This window comes from Stenotrophomonas sp. YJH_SMC_65 (genome assembly GCF_059369475.1).
In genome coordinates this window covers 52,860-68,785 of sequence record NZ_JCAFSR010000002.1, presented here as the reverse complement: position 1 = coordinate 68,785, position 15,926 = coordinate 52,860, and the positions used below count along the sequence as shown (strand labels likewise).

Genomic DNA, 15,926 nt, shown 5'->3' with positions numbered 1-15,926 from the left:
GCGCCATGCCGCTGCGCCCGGCCCGCGCCGGGCGTTTCAGCCAGGGCCGGCGTGACGGTGCCTGTGGCGCGTCCTCGACCGGGGGAGGAAGGGGTCGACGGCTGGGCCAGAGATGGTCGAGCAGCCACATGGCGGGTCTCCGTGGGGGACGGGGACGATCAACACTAGGCCCGGGTGGGCATAGGCGGCGTGAGCGGGACACGACAACGGGATGACGGCGGAGGCGGCGATGAGCCAGCTACACCATGTTCCCGACCAAGGCACCTGTCCTTTTCCGCAGCAACAGGCGCAACACGGCGGCACAGGCGGCGGTCAGCAGCGCCAGTACGCGCAGCAGTGTCGCCAGCGCATCACTACTGGCGTGCTGCAGCTGCATGCGGCTCATCGTCGGTAGCAGTGCCTGCGCCTGTTCCCGCGCCCCCGTGGCCAGATAGGCACCGGCACGCACCAGCGATGCCGGCGACGCGCCCTGCAGCTGACGGCCGATCAGCAGCGCAAGCAAGGCAGTGACTGCGGCCAACGCGATGCCTTCGCCGGCCACCCGCACGGTTCCGAATATGCCTGCGGCCATGCCGGCACGTTGCACCGGTACCACGCTCACCGACAGTCCATCCATCAGCCCCCACGGCAAAGCCGTGCCTGCGCCGACCAGCATCAGCAGCGGCACCCACTGCAAGGGCGACGGGTGCGACGCCTGCCGCGACAACAGGTACAGGCCGGCGGCACACACCAGCAGACCCAGCGTGCACAGCCGCGCACTTCCCACGCGCTCCGCCCAACGCGCGGCCAGCATCGGCAGGACCAGCATCGGCGCGGACAGCGCCAGCATCTGCAGTCCCACCAGCGTCGCGCTCTGGCCATGCACGCCCAGCAGTTGCAGAGGTAACGCGACCAGCAGCACCACGTAGCCGAAGCAGGTCGCCACCGGCAGCAGCTGGACACCGAGGAACGCCGGTTGCGAGAGCAGTGAGAGGTCCAGCAACGGTGAGGGGTGCCGCCGTTCGATGAAGACGAACACCCCGCCCAACAGCAGCGTCACCAGCAGCGCCAGCCGCACGCGCGCGGCATGCAGGCCGAACTCGCCCAGCCACAGCAGCGCCAGGGTCAACGCCGCCAGCGTCAGGCTGAAAATCAGCATGCCGCCGATATCCAGCGGTCGGCGCTCGCCATGACTTTCAGGCAACGCGCGTGCCCCCAGGCCGAAGGCCACCAACGTGAGCACACCGCCCGCGGCGAACACGCTGCGCCATCCCAATGTCTGCAGCAGCAGGCCCGCGAGCAGGGGCCCCAGCGCCAGCCCCATGCCGAACGTGGTGCCCAGCAGGGCGAAGACACGGGCACGCGCCGGCCCCTGCCAGGCCTGTGCCAGCAGCGCCGTGCCGGATGCCAGCGCCGCCGCCGCGGCAACGCCCTGCAACCCGCGCGCCAGATCCAGCCATAGCAGCGTGCGAGCAAGGCAGACGGCGGCGGTGGCGGTGGTGAAGCCCGCCGTGCCCAGCAGGAACAGCCGCCGACGGCCATATCGATCGGCCAAGCCGCCCGCAGCGAGCAACAGACTGCCGAAGGTGAGCATGAAGGCGTTGGTCACCCAGGCCAGCGCGGTGGGCGATGCCGCCGCGGAACGGGCCAGCGCCGGCACCGCGACTGCACCGGCAGAGAAGGACAACGGCAACGCCAGCGCGGCCAGGCAGACCGCAAGCAGCGCCCAGCGCTGCTGCGCGCGGACAGGTACAGGGAGCATCGAATCCGGGGCCATGCGGGCCTCCATCCATCAGGGGCATTGATGATGGACAGGCCGCTATTCCAGAAAAACAGGCTCGGTGGATGTTGATTGCGGCCAGATGTTCCGCAATCATCCAAGCATGGACTCCATCTCCGCCCTGCTCGCCTTCGTCCGCACCGCGGAGTCAGGCAGCATTGTCGGTGCCGCCCGCGTACTCGGCCTGTCAGCCTCGGCCGTCGGCAAGCGCATCGCCCGGCTTGAACAGGAACTCGGCACGCGCCTGTTCCAGCGCACCACCCGCCGCGTGCATCTCACCGACGAAGGCGAACTGCTGCTGCAACGCTGCCGGCGTGCGCTGGATGAGCTTTCCGAAGCACAGGCGGACCTGGCGCAGCGACAGCACGCCCCCAGCGGGCTGCTGCGCATTGGCCTGCCCACCATCGGCTACCGCTTCCTGCTGCCGGTGCTGCCCGGCTTCCAGCAACGCTATCCGCAGGTGCAGCTGGAACTGGACTTCAACGACCGCATCGTCGATGTGGTCAGCGAAGGCCTGGATGCGGTGATACGAAGTGGCGAACTGGCTGATTCCAGCCTGACCGCACGGCGGCTGGGGGGTTTTCGTTTCATCCTCTGTGCTGCGCCGGGCTATCTGCAGATGCATGGAACGCCCGGCGATGTGGGCGACCTGCGCATGCATACCGCGCTGCGCTTCCGTTACCCCACCACCGGAAAGCTGCATGCGTGGCAGCTGCCCGGCATCGAAGGCGACGCCGGGGCGCGCCTTTCCACGGCGATGACCTGCAACAACATGGAAGCCGTGCTGGCCGCTGCGATCGGATGCATGGGCCTGGCCTGGATGCCTGACTTCCTCGCAGCTGACGCGCTGGCCGATGGCCGCCTGCAACAGGTGCTGCCCACACTGCCCACGCACCAGGGGCAGTTCTCGCTGCTGTGGCCCGGCGGGCGCCATCCCAGTGCACGCTTGCGGGTGTTCATCGACTACGCCGTTGCGCACCTTTTCCGCCCGGAAAAGGGGACGGAGGGGATTAAGTCGTAATTGGTCCTGCTGTGCCTGAAACGACTTAATCCCCTCCGTCCCCTTTTTCCTAGCGGCTGAAGCGGCGCGCGCCGGCGACGCAGATCACCGCGACCAGAGTCACCAGCACCATGCTGAGGCTGACCGATTCGTGCAGCAGCAGCGCGGCCAGGGCCAGGCCGAAGAACGGCTGCAGCAGCTGCAGCTGGCCGACGGCAGCGATGCCGCCCTGGGCCAGCCCGCGGTACCAGAACAGGAAGCCGATCAGCATGCTGAACACTGCCACGTAGCCCAGTGCCCACCACGCCGAGGCACCGACCGCGGTGAACGAGGCCGGGCGCATCAGCACCGTCAGCGGCAGCATCACCGGCAACGCCAGCAGCAGTGCCCAGCTGATCACCTGCCAGCCGCCCAGATGACGGGCGAGCCGACCACCTTCCGCGTAGCCCAGCCCGCACACCACGATCGCCGCCAGCATCAGCAGGTCGGCCTGCAACGAGGCTTCGATTCCGTTGCGCGCGGCATAGCCGACCACGCAGGCACTGCCCAGCAACGAGAACAGCCAGAACGCCGGGCGCGGCCGATCGCCACCGCGCAGCACGCCGAACACCGCTGTACTCAACGGCAGCAGGCCAAGGAACACGATGGTGTGCGCCGACGACGCGTGACGCAGGGCGAGTGCGGTCAGCAGCGGGAAGCCGACCACAACGCCGAGGCTGACCACCACCAGCCCCGGCAGGTCGCCGCGCCGCGGCCATGGCTGGCGCAGCAGAAGCAGCAGCCCCAGACCGAGCACCGCGGCGATGGTGGCGCGTGCGGCGGTGACGAACCCGGCATCCAGCTGCAGCACCGCCAGGCGGGTGGCCGGCAATGAGCCGGCGAAGATCACCACACCGATGAAGCCATTGATCCAACCACTCGCCGACCGTTCCACGTCTGTACTCCTGAAGGTGCCGGACGATGCCCGGCTGCACCTGTATGGAAGCATCCGGCGCGGAACGACCCCAGCTACAATCCAGTACAGCCGCAAGTAACTGTACTGCCCACACTTCCACTACGGTTCCACCATGCCGCGCCCGCTCACCCGCATCGAATCGGTCATCCAGACCGTCCGCACCCGCATCAGTGCACGGGTGGATGGCCCCGGCTCCCGCCTGCCTTCGGTACGTGCGCAGGCGGCGACCATGGGGGTTTCAGTCTCCACCGTGGTCGAGGCCTACGAGCGCCTGGCGGCCGAAGGCCTGATCAGTGCGCGCGCAGGCTCGGGCTTCTACGTCAGTGGCCCGGCCGCACCGCTGGCGCTGGCTGAAATGGAGCCGCGACTGGATCGCGCGGTGGATCCGCTGTGGGTGTCACGGCAATCGCTGGAAACGCCCGCGGGCGATCTCAAGCCAGGGTGCGGCTGGATGCCCAGTGACTGGCTGTATCACGATGGCGTGCGCCGCGGCCTGCGCCGGCTGTCGCGTGCCGATGCCATGCAACTGGTGGACTACGCCGGTCCGCTCGGGCTGCCCGCGTTGCGCCAGCTGCTGCAAAGGCGCAGCGCCACGCTTGGCATCGATGCACCGATGGAGCAGATCCTGCTGACCGAATCCGGTACGCACGCGGTCGATCTGCTCTGCCGTTTCCTGCTCAAGCCCGGCGACTGCGTGCTGGTCGATGACCCGAGCTACTTCAATTACCACGCGCTGCTCAAGGCGCACCAGGTGCAGGCCATCGGCGTGCCGTACACGCACAGCGGCCCGGACTTGGAGGCGTTCGCGCAAGCCCTGCAGGCGCATTCGCCGCGGCTGTACATCACCAATTCCGGCCTGCACAACCCGACCGGCGCGGTGCTTTCGGCCAACACCGCGCACCGCCTGCTGGGCCTGGCCGAACGCAGCGAGTTGATCATCGTCGAGGACGACATCTTCGCCGACTTCGAACTGCAGCCGGCACCGCGGCTGGCCGCGCTCGATGGACTGTCACGGGTGATCCACGTCGGCAGTTTCTCCAAGACGCTGTCGGCAGCGTCGCGCTGCGGCTACATCGCTGCGCGCCACGACTGGATAGAAGCACTGACCGACCTGAAGCTGGCGACCAGCTTTGGCGGCGGCCATCTGGCCGCGCAGTTGATGCACATCGCGCTGACCGATAGCGGTTACCGCCGCCACATGCAGTCGATACGTTCGCGCCTGGCCGATGCACGCCGGCACACACTGCGGAAACTGCAGGCGCTGGGCATCACGCCGTGGCTGCAGCCGGAAGCCGGCCTGTTCCTGTGGTGCCAGCTGCCCGACGGCCGCGACGCCGCCGCACTGGCGCGGCAATGCCTGCGCGAGGGCATCGTGCTGGCGCCGGGCAACGCGTTCAGCCAGTCGCAGCGCGCGGCCGACTATCTGCGCTTCAACGTCTCGCAGTGCCAGGACCCGAGGATCTGGCAGGTGCTGGCGCGGGCGTTGCGCTGAGCTGGATGCAAGCCGGTCAGCGCAGGCAGGAGCGACCCGCGGCAAAGGCACTTGCATGCCACGGTACAGTGGTATGTCCCTGTTGCAGGAATGCACGCATGTCTTCGTTCTCCGATCCGCAGGCCGTTGCCCGCTATGCCGAGGGCCCGCTGCGCCAGGTGCCGGGCTTCCTCGCGTTGCAGCAGATGAGTCGCCTGCTGCTGGCCGAACACGTTCCTGCGCAGGGCCGCGTGCTGGTGCTGGGCGCCGGTGGCGGGCTGGAGCTGAAGGCATTTGCCGAGGCGCAGCCGGGCTGGCAGCTGCTGGGCGTGGACCCGGCTGCACCGATGCTGGCCCTGGCCGAACAGACACTGGGCCCGCTGATGTCGCGCGTGCAGTTGCTGGAAGGCTACATCGACGATGCCCCCGACGTGCGCTTCGATGGTGCCAGCTGCCTGCTGACCCTGCACTTCCTCGACGGCGCGCAGCGCCTGCACACGCTGCAGGAGCTGCACAGGCGCCTGCAGCCCGGCGCGCCGCTGGTGGTGGCCCACCACAGCGTGCCGCAGGATCCGGCCGGCAAGCTGCGCTGGTTGCAGCGCTACGCCGCGTTCGCCGAAGCCTCCGGCGTTGCCCACGCCGATGCACAGCGCGCGATCGACGCCATTGCCGAGCGGCTGCCGCTGCTGGCCCCCGAACAGGAGGTCGCCCTGCTGCAGGAGGCCGGCTTCGACGATGTGGAGCTGTTCTATGCGGGCTTCAGCTTCAAGGGCTGGGTGGCGTACGCCGGCTGATGCCTACGGCACCACCGTGATGCCGATGCGCTGCATCAACAGCGCCACCTGCTGGACATCCAGCGTGGCGCCACGCAGGTTGGTGCTGCGCAGGTCCAGCTCGCCCAGATCGGAATTGGTCAGGTCGCAGTCGGTGAAGTTGGCGCTGTTCCAGTCGATTCCCTCGAACTGGCCACCGGACAGGTCCGAGCCGGCAAAGCTGGCGCCGCTGACGTTTGCACCGTCCCAGCGGTTCTCCCACAGTTCGCATTTCTCCAGCGTGACCCGCGAGAAATTGGCATAGCGCAGGTTCGACTTCTTGATGAAGGCGCTGCAGAACCAGCTGCGCGTGGTGATCTGGTTCATGAAGCTGGCGTTGCTGAAATCCGCACCCTGCGCGCGGCACTCGCTGATCTCCAGGCCCAGCGCCTTGATGAAGTTGAAGTGGCACATGCTGATGTCGCAGCTGCGGAAGCTGGCCTCCTTCAATGTGGCGCCATTGAAGCGGCAGCCGCTGCGGCTGTCGGCATCGTAGAAGCTGCAGTTGATGAACTCGGTGGCGGTCAGGTCGGCACCGGAAAAATCGCACTCATGGAACTGCTGGTCGACCACTTTCTGGCCGGTGTACTGGTCCGCGTCGATGCGCAGCTTGCGGTGAACGGTGGGGGACATCAGGGATTCCATGCCAGGTGCCCCGCCATCATGCCGGGCCGCGAGGGCGATCCATAGACGTGGGCACGGGCGGATTCACCGGCAGTCCAGCCGCCCTGTGCCCCGCCCAAACGCAGCATTCACGTTGTTGCACGTTAATGCACGAACGTGCAGACTTGCAGCATGAGCTCCGATCCCAGCCCCCTCCCCGCCCAGCGCACCCGGCAGATCCTGGAGGAACTTCGCCAGCAGGGCCGCGTGGTTGCCGCCGAGCTGGCGCGCCGCTATGCCGTGTCCGAAGATTCGATCCGCCGCGACCTGCGCGAGCTGGCCGCGCAGGGCCTGTGCCAGCGCGTCTACGGTGGCGCCGTGCTGCCACCGCCCAAGGAACGCCCGCTGCGCGAGCGGCTGACCCGCGACCGCGGCGACAAGGCCGAGCTGGCCGCCCGCGTCTGCGCGTTGCTGCAACCCGGCCAGGTCGTACTGCTCGACGCCGGTTCAACCAACCTGGCGATCGCCCAGCAGTTGCCGGCCGCCCTCGGCTTGACGGTGATCACCAACGCGCCACAGATCGCCACGGCCGCCAGCCTGCTTGAAGGCACCTCGGTGCAGCTGATCGGCGGGCGCCTGGCCAGCGGTGGCGGCGCGGTCGGCGCCGAAGCACTGGCCCAGGTGCAGCGCCTGCGCGCCGATGTGTACCTGCCCGGCCCCTGCGCGGTGGACGGCGACACCGGCGTGTGGGCAATGGATGCGGAAGAAGCCACGCTGAAGCGCGCGATGGTGGCCTGCAGCAGCCGTGTCATCGTCGCCGCCACGACTGAAAAGCTGGGTGCACGCGGCAACTGGCAGATTGCCAGCCTCGACGAGATCGACGACCTGGTGCTGACCACCACCGCACCGCCCGCATTGGCGGCACGCTTCCGCGCCGCAGGCATCGCGGTACACCCCACTCCCCCCTGACCGTACCGCTCATGTCCGTTGCCAACCGCGCGCGTGCCGAACAGCACGCGACCCGCGCTGCGTTCTTCATTCCCGGCTTCGCCACCGCGCTGTGGGCCACCCTGGTGCCGTTCGCAAAGGCACGCACCGGGATCAACGACGCCACGCTGGGGCTGGTGCTGCTCTGCCTCGGTGCCGGTTCGCTGCTGGCGATGCCGTTGTCCGGCGTGCTGGCCGCGCGCCTCGGTTGCCGGCGGGTGATGGTGGCCAGCAGCCTGCTGATCTGCCTGACCGTGCCCGGCCTGGCGCTGGCCGGTTCGGCCTGGACACTCGGGCTGGTCCTGTTCGTGTTCGGCGCCGCCGTGGGGGCAATGGACTGCACGATGAACGTACAGGCCGTCATCGTCGAGCGCGAAGCACGGCGCGTGATGATGTCCGGCTTCCATGCGTTCTTCAGCATCGGCGGCTTCCTCGGCGCGGCCACCATGACCGTGCTGCTGTCTGCTCACCTGCCTCCCTCGGCGTCCGTGCTGATCGGCGTTGGCGCCATGCTGCTGGTGATGCTGCTGTCGGCGTCGTACTGGCACAGCGAACGCATGCCGCACGACACACCGATGCTGGCCCTGCCACACGGCATCGTGCTGTTCATCGGCGTGCTGGCGTTCGTCGCGTTCCTCGGCGAAGGTGCGATGCTCGACTGGAGCGCGGTGTTTCTCAGCGACGTGCGCCGCGTCGATGCCGGCCTCGCCGGCATCGGCTATGTGACCTTCACCCTGACCATGACCGTCGCACGCCTGTTCGGTGATGCACTGGTGGCACGCGTGGGCCGCCAGCGCGCGATCGTGTTCGGCGCGTTGCTTGCCGCCGCGGGCGTGCTGGTGCTGACCCTGGTCACGCCGTGGCAGGCGTCGCTGATCGGCTATGTGCTGGTCGGCCTCGGCTGCGCCAACATCGCACCGGCGCTGTTCTCGCTGGCTGGCCACCAGACCCGCATGCCCGGCGCGCTGGCCATCACCGCCGTTTCCACGCTGGGCTTTGCCGGCATCCTTGCTGGCCCGGCACTGATCGGTTTTGCCGCCAACCACTTCGGCCTGATCGCTGCATTCATCGGCGTGGCCACGGCCTTGTTGCTGGTGGCGATGTCCACGCGTTGGCTGCGGGTGTAGCCCAGGGCATCAGCGCCGCCTGCGCCGCAGCTTCATCCGCAATCGCCGATAGCCGATCACCGTCGCCGTGGCACACAACGCGGTGCCGGCAGCGCTCAGCAGCAGCAACACCGCCAACCGGGCACCTTCCTGGCGCAGCATCGCCGGCAGGTCCCAGCTATGCAGGAAGTAGAACAGCCAGCGCCCCACCCGCTCACGATGCCCCATCGTCAGCAACGGATCGCCGGTCGCCAGATCGAGATAGACGCGTGTCGCCTCGGCATCACCGAAATCCACCACTGCCACCGGGAAGCGACGTACCGCTGCACCATTCATGGCCTCGGGCGCACGCGGGTAGAAGTACGCATCCGCTGCATGCTGCACCACGAAACCCTGCATGGGTGTAGCGGACAGCGCACGTGCCCTCTGCTGCAACCACGCGGTCGGCAGCCACCGTGCGACATGCAGGTGCCCATTGCCGCCGGACACGATGCGCGTATCACCCTGCCCGTCCAGCAACACCGCGAACAGCTCACCACCGATCCGTCGCCACTGGATCTCCACCGGCTGGAAGCGCGCAGCTTCGGCCATCGCCAGAAGCTTCGCAGGATCACCCAGCGCACCATCCACCGCCACCGCGCCGCCACGGTAGTGCTCAACATCGATCGCTTCACCCGTACTGCTGAAGACACCCAATGGGTTCATCGACATCAGCCCGCTGAAGATCCAGGTGAACACGAAGGCGGACGCCATCAGGCCAAGCAGGTGGTGCCAGCGCATCCACGACTCCACGTACGGCGTCTTCGCACCGGAACGATAGTGCCCACGGAAACGCCAGCGCCATACGCCCACCACGATGCCGCTGATCGCCGCCACCGTGCACAGTGCGGACAGCACGATCACCACCCACGTCCACACCGGGTCGACCGACTGCATGCGCAGGAAGTACAGCCAGTGCAGCCAGGCGCCCACATAGTTCCAGCGCTGCTGCACATGCGGAGCGTCCAGCACCACTTCACCGGTACGCGAGGACACATACAGGTCGCCCGGCTGCGCGCCGCCCACCTCCACCCGATACAGCGGCCGATGCGCGTCCAGTGCACGCGAATGCGTCCAACGATCCTCATTCACGCGCATCGCACCCACGAAGGCCTGGCCGCCCGCGAACTGCGCAGCGGATGCTTCGGCGCGCTGTGCCGACACCGGCAGCAGCGCCTGGCCGGTCACGGCAGACCAGGCGCCCACGTTGCTGCCACTGCGCACCACATACGCCGGCTCGCCACGCAGCGTGGTCAATGCCACAGCCTCCGGCTCGGCCTGCACGGCGGCAGGCAGTACCGACAGCCCCTGCAGGTCGCGGGCCTCACCCAGCACCGGCAACGCCGCCAGCCGCTCGCCGGGCGTCAGCTTCGGGTAACCAATGAACAGCATCACCATGCCGCTGACGAACCACAGCAGCATCAGCAGGCATCCGCCGATGCCCAGCCAGCGATGCACCAGGTAGGTCCAGCGCTTGGCGGTGGAACGCATCGTCATCGCCAGCGCCCTCAGAAGCGATGGTCGACGGTGAATTCGACGCGCCGGTCCGCACCCAGCAACCACTGCGTACTGGTGTAGTACGCGGTGGCGTAGTACCCCTTGTCGAACACGTTGAACAATCGCGCGGACAGCCGCGTGTGCGGTGCCGCCTGCCAGGTCAGGGCGAGGTCGGTGGTGCTGTAACCGGGCAACTCCAGCGTGTTGGCATTATCGGCGTAGCGCTTGCCGACATAGCGAACGCCACCCGCCGCACTCCAGTCCGGTGCGAACTGCCAGCTCAGCCACACGCTGGCCAGGCGCTCGGCCACGTTCGGCGGCACGTTGCCGTCGCGCGACACCAACACCGCCGGCGAACCCGTGGTTTCCAGGAAGTCCTCGAATTCGGCCTTCAGCACCGTCGCGTTGGCATCGAGCGACCAGCGCGGCGCGAAGTTCCAGTTCAACGACGCTTCAATACCGCGCGAGGTCTGCGCGCCCACCTGCACCCGGCGATCCGGCACCAGCGGATCGCGGCTGAGCAGCCCGGTCTTGCGGATGCGATACGCCGCCAGCGTCCACTCGCCACCGTCGAAGGCCTGCTTCAGGCCAACCTCGATCTGCCGGCCCTTGGCCAGGTCAAAGGCGCCGTTGGCCGGGCTGATCATCAGCAGGCCACTGACCGGGTCCGCCGCCTGCGAATACTGCGCATACAGGCTCAGCGTCGGCTGCAGCGCGAGTACCGTACCCGCACGCCAGCCTGTGCTGCTGTAGGTCTTCGAGAACGCATTCTGGCCACTGATCAGATCGGTGCGATCGATGCGCGCGCGGTCGTGGCGCAGGCCACCCAGCACCGACCAGCGCTCGCTCAGCGCCAGCCGGTCTTCCACGAACAGCGCGTACTGCTCGGCAAGGTTGCGGTAGCGCGGCAGGTTCGGCGCGTCGCTGGCGAACTGGCCCGGGACAGGATCGAACGGATCGACCGGGCCCGAGCTGCCGGCATAGGTGTTGTTGGTGTGCTTGAAGTGCGCGCGGTTGGCGTCCAGGCCCACCGCGAAGTTGTTCTGCAGGCCACCCGCCGTTCCCTGCACACGCAGCGTCGAGGTCAGTCCGGTCTGGTCCTGGTTGTGGGTGATCTCGGTATTGCCCGAGCGATCGATCAAGCCGGTAGCGCGGTTGTAGACATAGGCCTCGGCATTGCGCCAATCACTCTGGCTGTCGATCTGGTAGACGCGGGTTCGCCATTCCACGTTCGCGTTCGGTGTCCACAGCGCGTCGAGCTGGGTCCAGCGGTCGCGGAAGCGGATCTCGCTGTCGTCCACGTTGTAGTTGCGGTGGCGCAGCGCCTCCAGCTGGCGGCCCTCGACCAGCGGCGTGCCGAAGTAGCGCATGGGTTTCTGGTAGCCCTGCGCATGGGTGAGCATCAGCTGCAGGTCCGCACGTGGCTGCCACAGCAACGCACCGGAGAATGTCGCGTCGCTGTTGCGTCCACGATCAACCCAGCCACCGCTGTAGTTGCCGCTCACATCAACCCGATAGGCCAGCTCAGGCGTCAGCGCGCCACCACTGCCGAAGCCCAGCCGCGCGGTGTCCTCGCTGCCCACGGTCATGCTGATCTGGTTCTCGATGGCGCCGCGCGTGGGCTTCTTCGGCACGATGTTGATCACGCCGCCGATCGCCCCGTCGCCATGGATCACCGAGGCCGGGCCGCGCAGCACTTCGATGCGCTCGATCGACCAGGTATCGAACGGGAACGTGATGCCCACGCCGCCGTACTGGCGCAGCCCATCGTACAGCCGCATCACCGAGGCACCGTCGGTGAAGCCGCGGCTGGACAGCGCACTCAGGCCATTGCCCGGATGCGGCATGGCACTGATCGCACCCGCCCGGCTGATCGCATCGTTGAGGTTGCTGTCGCCGCGCTGCTCCAGCTGCTCGCGCGAAATTACCGTCAGGCTGGCCGGTGTCTGCAACACGCTCAGGCCCAACGCAGAGCCCGCGCTGGCGGTGGACGACAGTTCACCGCTGCGGGTATCGACCACCCGCACGGTATCCAGCGTGGTCGGTGGGGCCGCGTCAGCGGCAAGTACGGGGGCGGTGTGCAGGAGCAACGCGCACAGGACAGGCAGCGTCGCCCGGCGCAGGCGCGCGGAGTTGGGGTTCGTTTTCATTTTTTCACGGCATGCAAGGCCACCCCGCAATGGCAGGGCAGCAATCAGAAAGGGACAGACACGCGCGTGCGGGCACCGGCCGTGGCCGGCAACCTCATGGAAGAACGTTCAATGCAGCGCGCGTGCGGCTCAGGCGGCCATCAAGGCCGGCGGCCCACGCGCGCCCAATGTGCCGCTGATCCGTTGCGGCAACGCCCGCACCGCGCCGCGCAGTGCGCGGCACACCGGTGCCATCGGCGCCAACAGCAGCACGGCCGCCACCAGCAGGGTGATCAGCCGTGCAGCGATCAGGCAGTAATCGCAGTCCACGCCCATCTCATGATCGGCATGTGGATCGGCGGGCGGCTTCTTCGTGGCCCCGCCGTGCGGCATCGCCATCGCGTGATGGTCGTGGTGCCCTTCCATCGCGTGCTGTGCATGCTCTGCGTGCATCGCATGGTCCATGGCTGCCACCGGCGCAGCGGCAGCCACGTGACCATGCGCCAGCCAGCGGCTCACCAGCGGGGCGAGCAGCACCAGCAGCATGGCAAGCCATGCCAGGGCCTGGAACCGGCGGTGGAGAGCAGAACGGCGCACGCCGCCATTCTACGGGGCCATGGCCAACCTTGGACCCCGTTCAGGGTTTGGCCCCTGCGACACGGTGACGCAGGGGTTCGCCTCCAGCGGCGACATGTGAATGCAACGCACCGCGGTCCCTGCGCTTGCAGGCCCCGCCTCGCCAACGTTAGGGTTCAGATGGCCACGGCAAGGAGCCAGAGGGATCGGCATGACCACCCGAATCACACACCGGCTGCGCATCAGCCTGCTCGGCCTGACCGCGCTGCTTGCCGCCTGCGCCGACAAGGGGCCGCCCCCACCGCCAGAGCCGCTGGAACTCTCACAGCCCATCGCCGTGGACACGCCCGGCCAGCAGGTGCAGTTCGAGTTCGAAACCACGGCGCGCAATTTTGCCAGCTACCTTACATATGCGGTGGAGCTGGATCTGCAGCACCTCTCCCCATCGCCAGATGCTGCTTCTCCGCGCGACCTGCACATTCCTTTACGCGTCGGACTTCAGCAATGGTCCGGCGGCACGTGGCAGTCGCTGGCAAGCCCCGACGCCTACCAGATCGCACAGTCGCAATCTGGCCAGCCACTGCCAGACTGGCACCGCGATGCGGGACTGAACTACGCTCAGACCCAACGAGGCAGCGACGGGGCCTATCGACTCCATGTCGCGCTGCTGCCGTTGCAGGCGCGACGTCGCTACCGCGTCCAGATCAGCACGGTTGAAGACATCGCACCGCTTCGTGGCGCAAGCGCCAGGATGCTGATTCACGAATCCCGTCCGCTCGCCAAGTAGCACAGCGCCTTGGCACGCCCTAAAGAAACAGCGCAGCGCACCCGCATCAACTCACGTACTGCGCCTGACCGTTCCCGAACGACCAGTTCTCCTTCTTCACTTCCACCAGATTGATGAACACGTCTTCGCGGCGGATGCCCACCGCCGCATGCAGGCCGTCGGCGATGCCCAGGTACAACGCCTTCTTCTGCTCCAGCGTGCGCCCTTCGTTCCAGGTGATCTGGATGCAGATGAAGTCATCGGTACGGTCCACGCCCAGGTAGCCGGGGTCGTAGATCAGCGTGCCGGGCGCGTGTTCCTGGAAGATCTGGAAACGGTCGTTTTCCGGCACGCCCACCGCGCGCATGGCCTGGTAGATGGTTTCGCCGACGCGTTGCAGGTAGTCGGCGGATTTACCTTTGCGAAGATCGATGCGGGCGAGCGGCATGGTGGTACTCCGGGGTGGATGGGCACGGCAATGGGCTGAGACTACGCCTGCCCAAGGCGGTGGGACAGCACAGGGATGGAACCCTCTGGCTCCATGCGTGGCATGGTCCCGCCTCCGCCGCGCGGGGTGACGCGATTGCCGTGGTGGCTCCGCTGTGGAGTCGTCTCGTGCACGGTCGGCAGGTGCGGCGATGTGCGCCATCAGTGATGGGCCGCACTACTCGCGGGTGCTGGACTGCACACATTGGGAAACATCTGGCCTGCCTAGGGACAGTTGAGAATTTTCCTTACAGACCGATGTGATTGCCCGGCTTGAAGATCGCCGCGCCGAGGCAAGACGCCTTGGCCGGGATTGGCGTCTCGAATAAACAAACAAGATTTAGGGGCTGCAGGAACAATCGCAGCAGAGAGAATGCACCGACTGCCTTCAATGGCGGCCGGTGCGTGGGGATCGCCAGATCCGCCAGGCATTCTTCTCCCCTGAAGCTTGTTTGCCTTGGTACGCCAACCCGCACCGTCCGCCACCTTCACTCCTGAAGGTGGCCCTACGCCAGTGAGGGTTTCGCCATGACCAACCGCACCGCCGTCCATCCCCGCCTGCACACCCTGATCGGCGACGTCGCAACCGATGTGCCGGAAGACCTCGCACGCGAGATCGAGTGCGCCCTGAACGCACAGAATTTGCCCGCGCAGCTGCCCACTTTCTTCGCCCGTCTCAATGCGATCAACCATGCTGACGGCGATGACGGACAGCCATGCATCAGCCTCACCCTCGGCGCCAGCAATCACGCTTCGTTGCGCCGCTCGCTATCCGGGCTCGGCGCATTGCTCGATCTGCTGCAGGCCGCCGATCATGCGCGCAACGAAGGCGGCCCGGACGAACAGTTGGGCGCCTTCCATATCGACGGACTGATCGTGGCCGCACGACAGCTGGTGCGCGAGGCGCATCATTGCCTCTTCAGCGGCGATGCCTGACCGGCCCGGATGTGCTGCCGCTACAATCGCGCAGGGAGCGCAGGAGACCGCAATGGACGCCGAACACCTGGAGTACTTCAAGGCCGCACTGGAAGGCCGCGCAACCGTGGGCTGGAACGTCTGGTTCGCGGCCAACCAACACGCGCTGGCGCAACAGCTGAGCCGCCCTGCACTGCTGCGCTTGAAGTTCAGCACACTGGATGAAGCCGAACGCCTGCTCGCCGAAGCCGGCATCGTGCCCCGCAGCACAGCGGGCAAGCGCTACGAAATGTACTGCGCGCAGTTCTCGGCGGACGTGGTGGACGCGAACGGTCGCCCGCTACCGGCCATCTGGCGCGCGGCGCACGGCGGTGCCATCGGCCTGCTGGCCGATGGCGAGCAGGAGGCCGGCCAGGCGAAGCTGCTCGCGGAGTTCCGCCGCGTCCGCAAGCGCGGGCTGCAACAGGCCAACGAATGGTTGGCCGATCTGTGCTTTGAAGCAGAGATGGAGCTGACCAGCGGCAATGCCGAGGTGGGCCGGACTCTGCTGGCGGTGGTGGTGCAGGCCGGCAGCGGCCACGACCTGCTGGATGCTACGGCGATGATCGCGCGCGAGCTGCTGGAGCGGCACGGCTGAAAGGGTGTGCGCTTCCGGCTGATCCTGCTGGATCGCAGGCAACAAAAAAGCCCCCATTGCTGGAGGCTTTTTTCGTTCTGCAACATGGTGGGCGGTACAGGGATCGAACCTGTGACCCTTGCCGTGTGAAGGCAATGCTCTACCGCTGAGCTAACCGCCCGGTGTGTTGCTGAGCCGCTCATTATAGG

Annotated in this window: 15 protein-coding genes and 1 tRNA gene; 8 read left to right on the top strand and 8 right to left on the bottom strand. The window is 67.2% G+C overall.

The window, feature by feature from the left end:
• Positions 1-238: 238 nt before the first annotated feature.
• Positions 239-1,756, bottom strand: coding sequence for an MFS transporter (locus tag AC5P7A_RS03290; protein WP_495219888.1), 1,518 nt, complete (start codon positions 1,754-1,756; stop codon positions 239-241).
• A gap of 106 nt (positions 1,757-1,862) precedes the next feature.
• Here AC5P7A_RS03290 and AC5P7A_RS03285 point away from each other — a divergent pair, with 106 nt between their 5' ends.
• A complete protein-coding gene (locus AC5P7A_RS03285; protein ID WP_495219887.1) occupies positions 1,863-2,780 on the top strand; it encodes a LysR family transcriptional regulator in 918 nt (305 codons plus the stop codon).
• Between the two features lie 49 nt (positions 2,781-2,829).
• Here the strand turns inward: AC5P7A_RS03285 and AC5P7A_RS03280 are convergent, their stop codons facing one another.
• The gene (locus tag AC5P7A_RS03280) at positions 2,830-3,693 is read right to left on the bottom strand and encodes a DMT family transporter (protein ID WP_032958514.1); all 864 of its coding nucleotides are present in this window, start codon (positions 3,691-3,693) and stop codon (positions 2,830-2,832) included.
• A 133-nt stretch (positions 3,694-3,826) separates the two neighbouring features.
• On the opposite strand from AC5P7A_RS03280, the gene AC5P7A_RS03275 reads away from it, so the two are divergent.
• Together AC5P7A_RS03275 and AC5P7A_RS03270 are read left to right on the top strand one after the other, a co-directional pair.
• Positions 3,827-5,206: an aminotransferase-like domain-containing protein gene (locus AC5P7A_RS03275; protein WP_041863130.1), complete on the top strand. Its 1,380-nt coding sequence runs from the start codon at positions 3,827-3,829 to the stop codon at positions 5,204-5,206.
• A gap of 98 nt (positions 5,207-5,304) precedes the next feature.
• Positions 5,305-5,979, top strand: a complete 675-nt coding sequence (locus AC5P7A_RS03270) for a class I SAM-dependent methyltransferase (protein ID WP_126411786.1) — start codon at positions 5,305-5,307, stop codon at positions 5,977-5,979.
• Between the two features lie 3 nt (positions 5,980-5,982).
• Here AC5P7A_RS03270 and smqnr read toward each other — a convergent pair whose 3' ends face one another.
• Positions 5,983-6,630: a SmQnr family pentapeptide repeat protein gene (gene smqnr / locus AC5P7A_RS03265; protein WP_134808564.1), complete on the bottom strand. Its 648-nt coding sequence runs from the start codon at positions 6,628-6,630 to the stop codon at positions 5,983-5,985.
• A 162-nt stretch (positions 6,631-6,792) separates the two neighbouring features.
• Here smqnr and AC5P7A_RS03260 point away from each other — a divergent pair, with 162 nt between their 5' ends.
• Positions 6,793-7,569, top strand: coding sequence for a DeoR/GlpR family DNA-binding transcription regulator (locus AC5P7A_RS03260; RefSeq protein ID WP_014646202.1), 777 nt, complete (start codon positions 6,793-6,795; stop codon positions 7,567-7,569).
• Between the two features lie 11 nt (positions 7,570-7,580).
• On the top strand, positions 7,581-8,714 hold the full coding sequence (locus AC5P7A_RS03255; protein WP_111205527.1) for an MFS transporter: 1,134 nt from the start codon (positions 7,581-7,583) through the stop codon (positions 8,712-8,714).
• Between the two features lie 9 nt (positions 8,715-8,723).
• Here the strand turns inward: AC5P7A_RS03255 and AC5P7A_RS03250 are convergent, their stop codons facing one another.
• The 3 genes from AC5P7A_RS03250 to AC5P7A_RS03240 form a co-directional block, all read right to left on the bottom strand.
• The gene (locus AC5P7A_RS03250; protein WP_227864271.1) at positions 8,724-10,229 is read right to left on the bottom strand and encodes a PepSY domain-containing protein; all 1,506 of its coding nucleotides are present in this window, start codon (positions 10,227-10,229) and stop codon (positions 8,724-8,726) included.
• Positions 10,230-10,240: 11 nt separating this feature from the next.
• On the bottom strand, positions 10,241-12,379 hold the full coding sequence (locus tag AC5P7A_RS03245; RefSeq protein ID WP_495219886.1) for a TonB-dependent receptor: 2,139 nt from the start codon (positions 12,377-12,379) through the stop codon (positions 10,241-10,243).
• Positions 12,380-12,508: 129 nt separating this feature from the next.
• On the bottom strand, positions 12,509-12,904 hold the full coding sequence (locus tag AC5P7A_RS03240; protein WP_057495159.1) for a DUF2946 family protein: 396 nt from the start codon (positions 12,902-12,904) through the stop codon (positions 12,509-12,511).
• A gap of 241 nt (positions 12,905-13,145) precedes the next feature.
• On the opposite strand from AC5P7A_RS03240, the gene AC5P7A_RS03235 reads away from it, so the two are divergent.
• A complete protein-coding gene (locus AC5P7A_RS03235) occupies positions 13,146-13,721 on the top strand; it encodes a hypothetical protein (protein WP_111205525.1) in 576 nt (191 codons plus the stop codon).
• Positions 13,722-13,767: 46 nt separating this feature from the next.
• On the opposite strand, the gene AC5P7A_RS03230 is transcribed toward AC5P7A_RS03235, so the two are convergent.
• Positions 13,768-14,148, bottom strand: coding sequence for a tautomerase family protein (locus AC5P7A_RS03230; RefSeq protein ID WP_074726395.1), 381 nt, complete (start codon positions 14,146-14,148; stop codon positions 13,768-13,770).
• Between the two features lie 566 nt (positions 14,149-14,714).
• Between AC5P7A_RS03230 and AC5P7A_RS03225 the strand changes: the two genes are divergently transcribed.
• Positions 14,715-15,122, top strand: a complete 408-nt coding sequence (locus AC5P7A_RS03225; RefSeq protein WP_111205524.1) for a hypothetical protein — start codon at positions 14,715-14,717, stop codon at positions 15,120-15,122.
• Between the two features lie 52 nt (positions 15,123-15,174).
• The gene (locus tag AC5P7A_RS03220) at positions 15,175-15,738 is read left to right on the top strand and encodes a hypothetical protein (RefSeq protein WP_111205523.1); all 564 of its coding nucleotides are present in this window, start codon (positions 15,175-15,177) and stop codon (positions 15,736-15,738) included.
• A gap of 85 nt (positions 15,739-15,823) precedes the next feature.
• Here the strand turns inward: AC5P7A_RS03220 and AC5P7A_RS03215 are convergent.
• Positions 15,824-15,898 (bottom strand) — tRNA-Val (locus AC5P7A_RS03215).
• Positions 15,899-15,926 lie beyond the last annotated feature (28 nt).

What these genes read in the sequence shown, in the direction of transcription:
- AC5P7A_RS03290 (WP_495219888.1), bottom strand. Translation starts at nt 1,756, where the DNA reads ATGGCCCCGGATTCGATGCTCCCTGTACCTGTCCGCGCGCAGCAGCGC.
- AC5P7A_RS03285 (WP_495219887.1), top strand. Translation starts at nt 1,863, where the DNA reads ATGGACTCCATCTCCGCCCTGCTCGCCTTCGTCCGCACCGCGGAGTCA.
- AC5P7A_RS03275 (WP_041863130.1), top strand. Translation starts at nt 3,827, where the DNA reads ATGCCGCGCCCGCTCACCCGCATCGAATCGGTCATCCAGACCGTCCGC.
- AC5P7A_RS03270 (WP_126411786.1), top strand. Translation starts at nt 5,305, where the DNA reads ATGTCTTCGTTCTCCGATCCGCAGGCCGTTGCCCGCTATGCCGAGGGC.
- smqnr (WP_134808564.1), bottom strand. Translation starts at nt 6,630, where the DNA reads ATGTCCCCCACCGTTCACCGCAAGCTGCGCATCGACGCGGACCAGTAC.
- AC5P7A_RS03260 (WP_014646202.1), top strand. Translation starts at nt 6,793, where the DNA reads ATGAGCTCCGATCCCAGCCCCCTCCCCGCCCAGCGCACCCGGCAGATC.
- AC5P7A_RS03255 (WP_111205527.1), top strand. Translation starts at nt 7,581, where the DNA reads ATGTCCGTTGCCAACCGCGCGCGTGCCGAACAGCACGCGACCCGCGCT.
- AC5P7A_RS03250 (WP_227864271.1), bottom strand. Translation starts at nt 10,229, where the DNA reads ATGACGATGCGTTCCACCGCCAAGCGCTGGACCTACCTGGTGCATCGC.
- AC5P7A_RS03245 (WP_495219886.1), bottom strand. Translation starts at nt 12,379, where the DNA reads ATGAAAACGAACCCCAACTCCGCGCGCCTGCGCCGGGCGACGCTGCCT.
- AC5P7A_RS03240 (WP_057495159.1), bottom strand. Translation starts at nt 12,904, where the DNA reads ATGCTGCTGGTGCTGCTCGCCCCGCTGGTGAGCCGCTGGCTGGCGCAT.
- AC5P7A_RS03235 (WP_111205525.1), top strand. Translation starts at nt 13,146, where the DNA reads ATGACCACCCGAATCACACACCGGCTGCGCATCAGCCTGCTCGGCCTG.
- AC5P7A_RS03230 (WP_074726395.1), bottom strand. Translation starts at nt 14,148, where the DNA reads ATGCCGCTCGCCCGCATCGATCTTCGCAAAGGTAAATCCGCCGACTAC.
- AC5P7A_RS03225 (WP_111205524.1), top strand. Translation starts at nt 14,715, where the DNA reads ATGACCAACCGCACCGCCGTCCATCCCCGCCTGCACACCCTGATCGGC.
- AC5P7A_RS03220 (WP_111205523.1), top strand. Translation starts at nt 15,175, where the DNA reads ATGGACGCCGAACACCTGGAGTACTTCAAGGCCGCACTGGAAGGCCGC.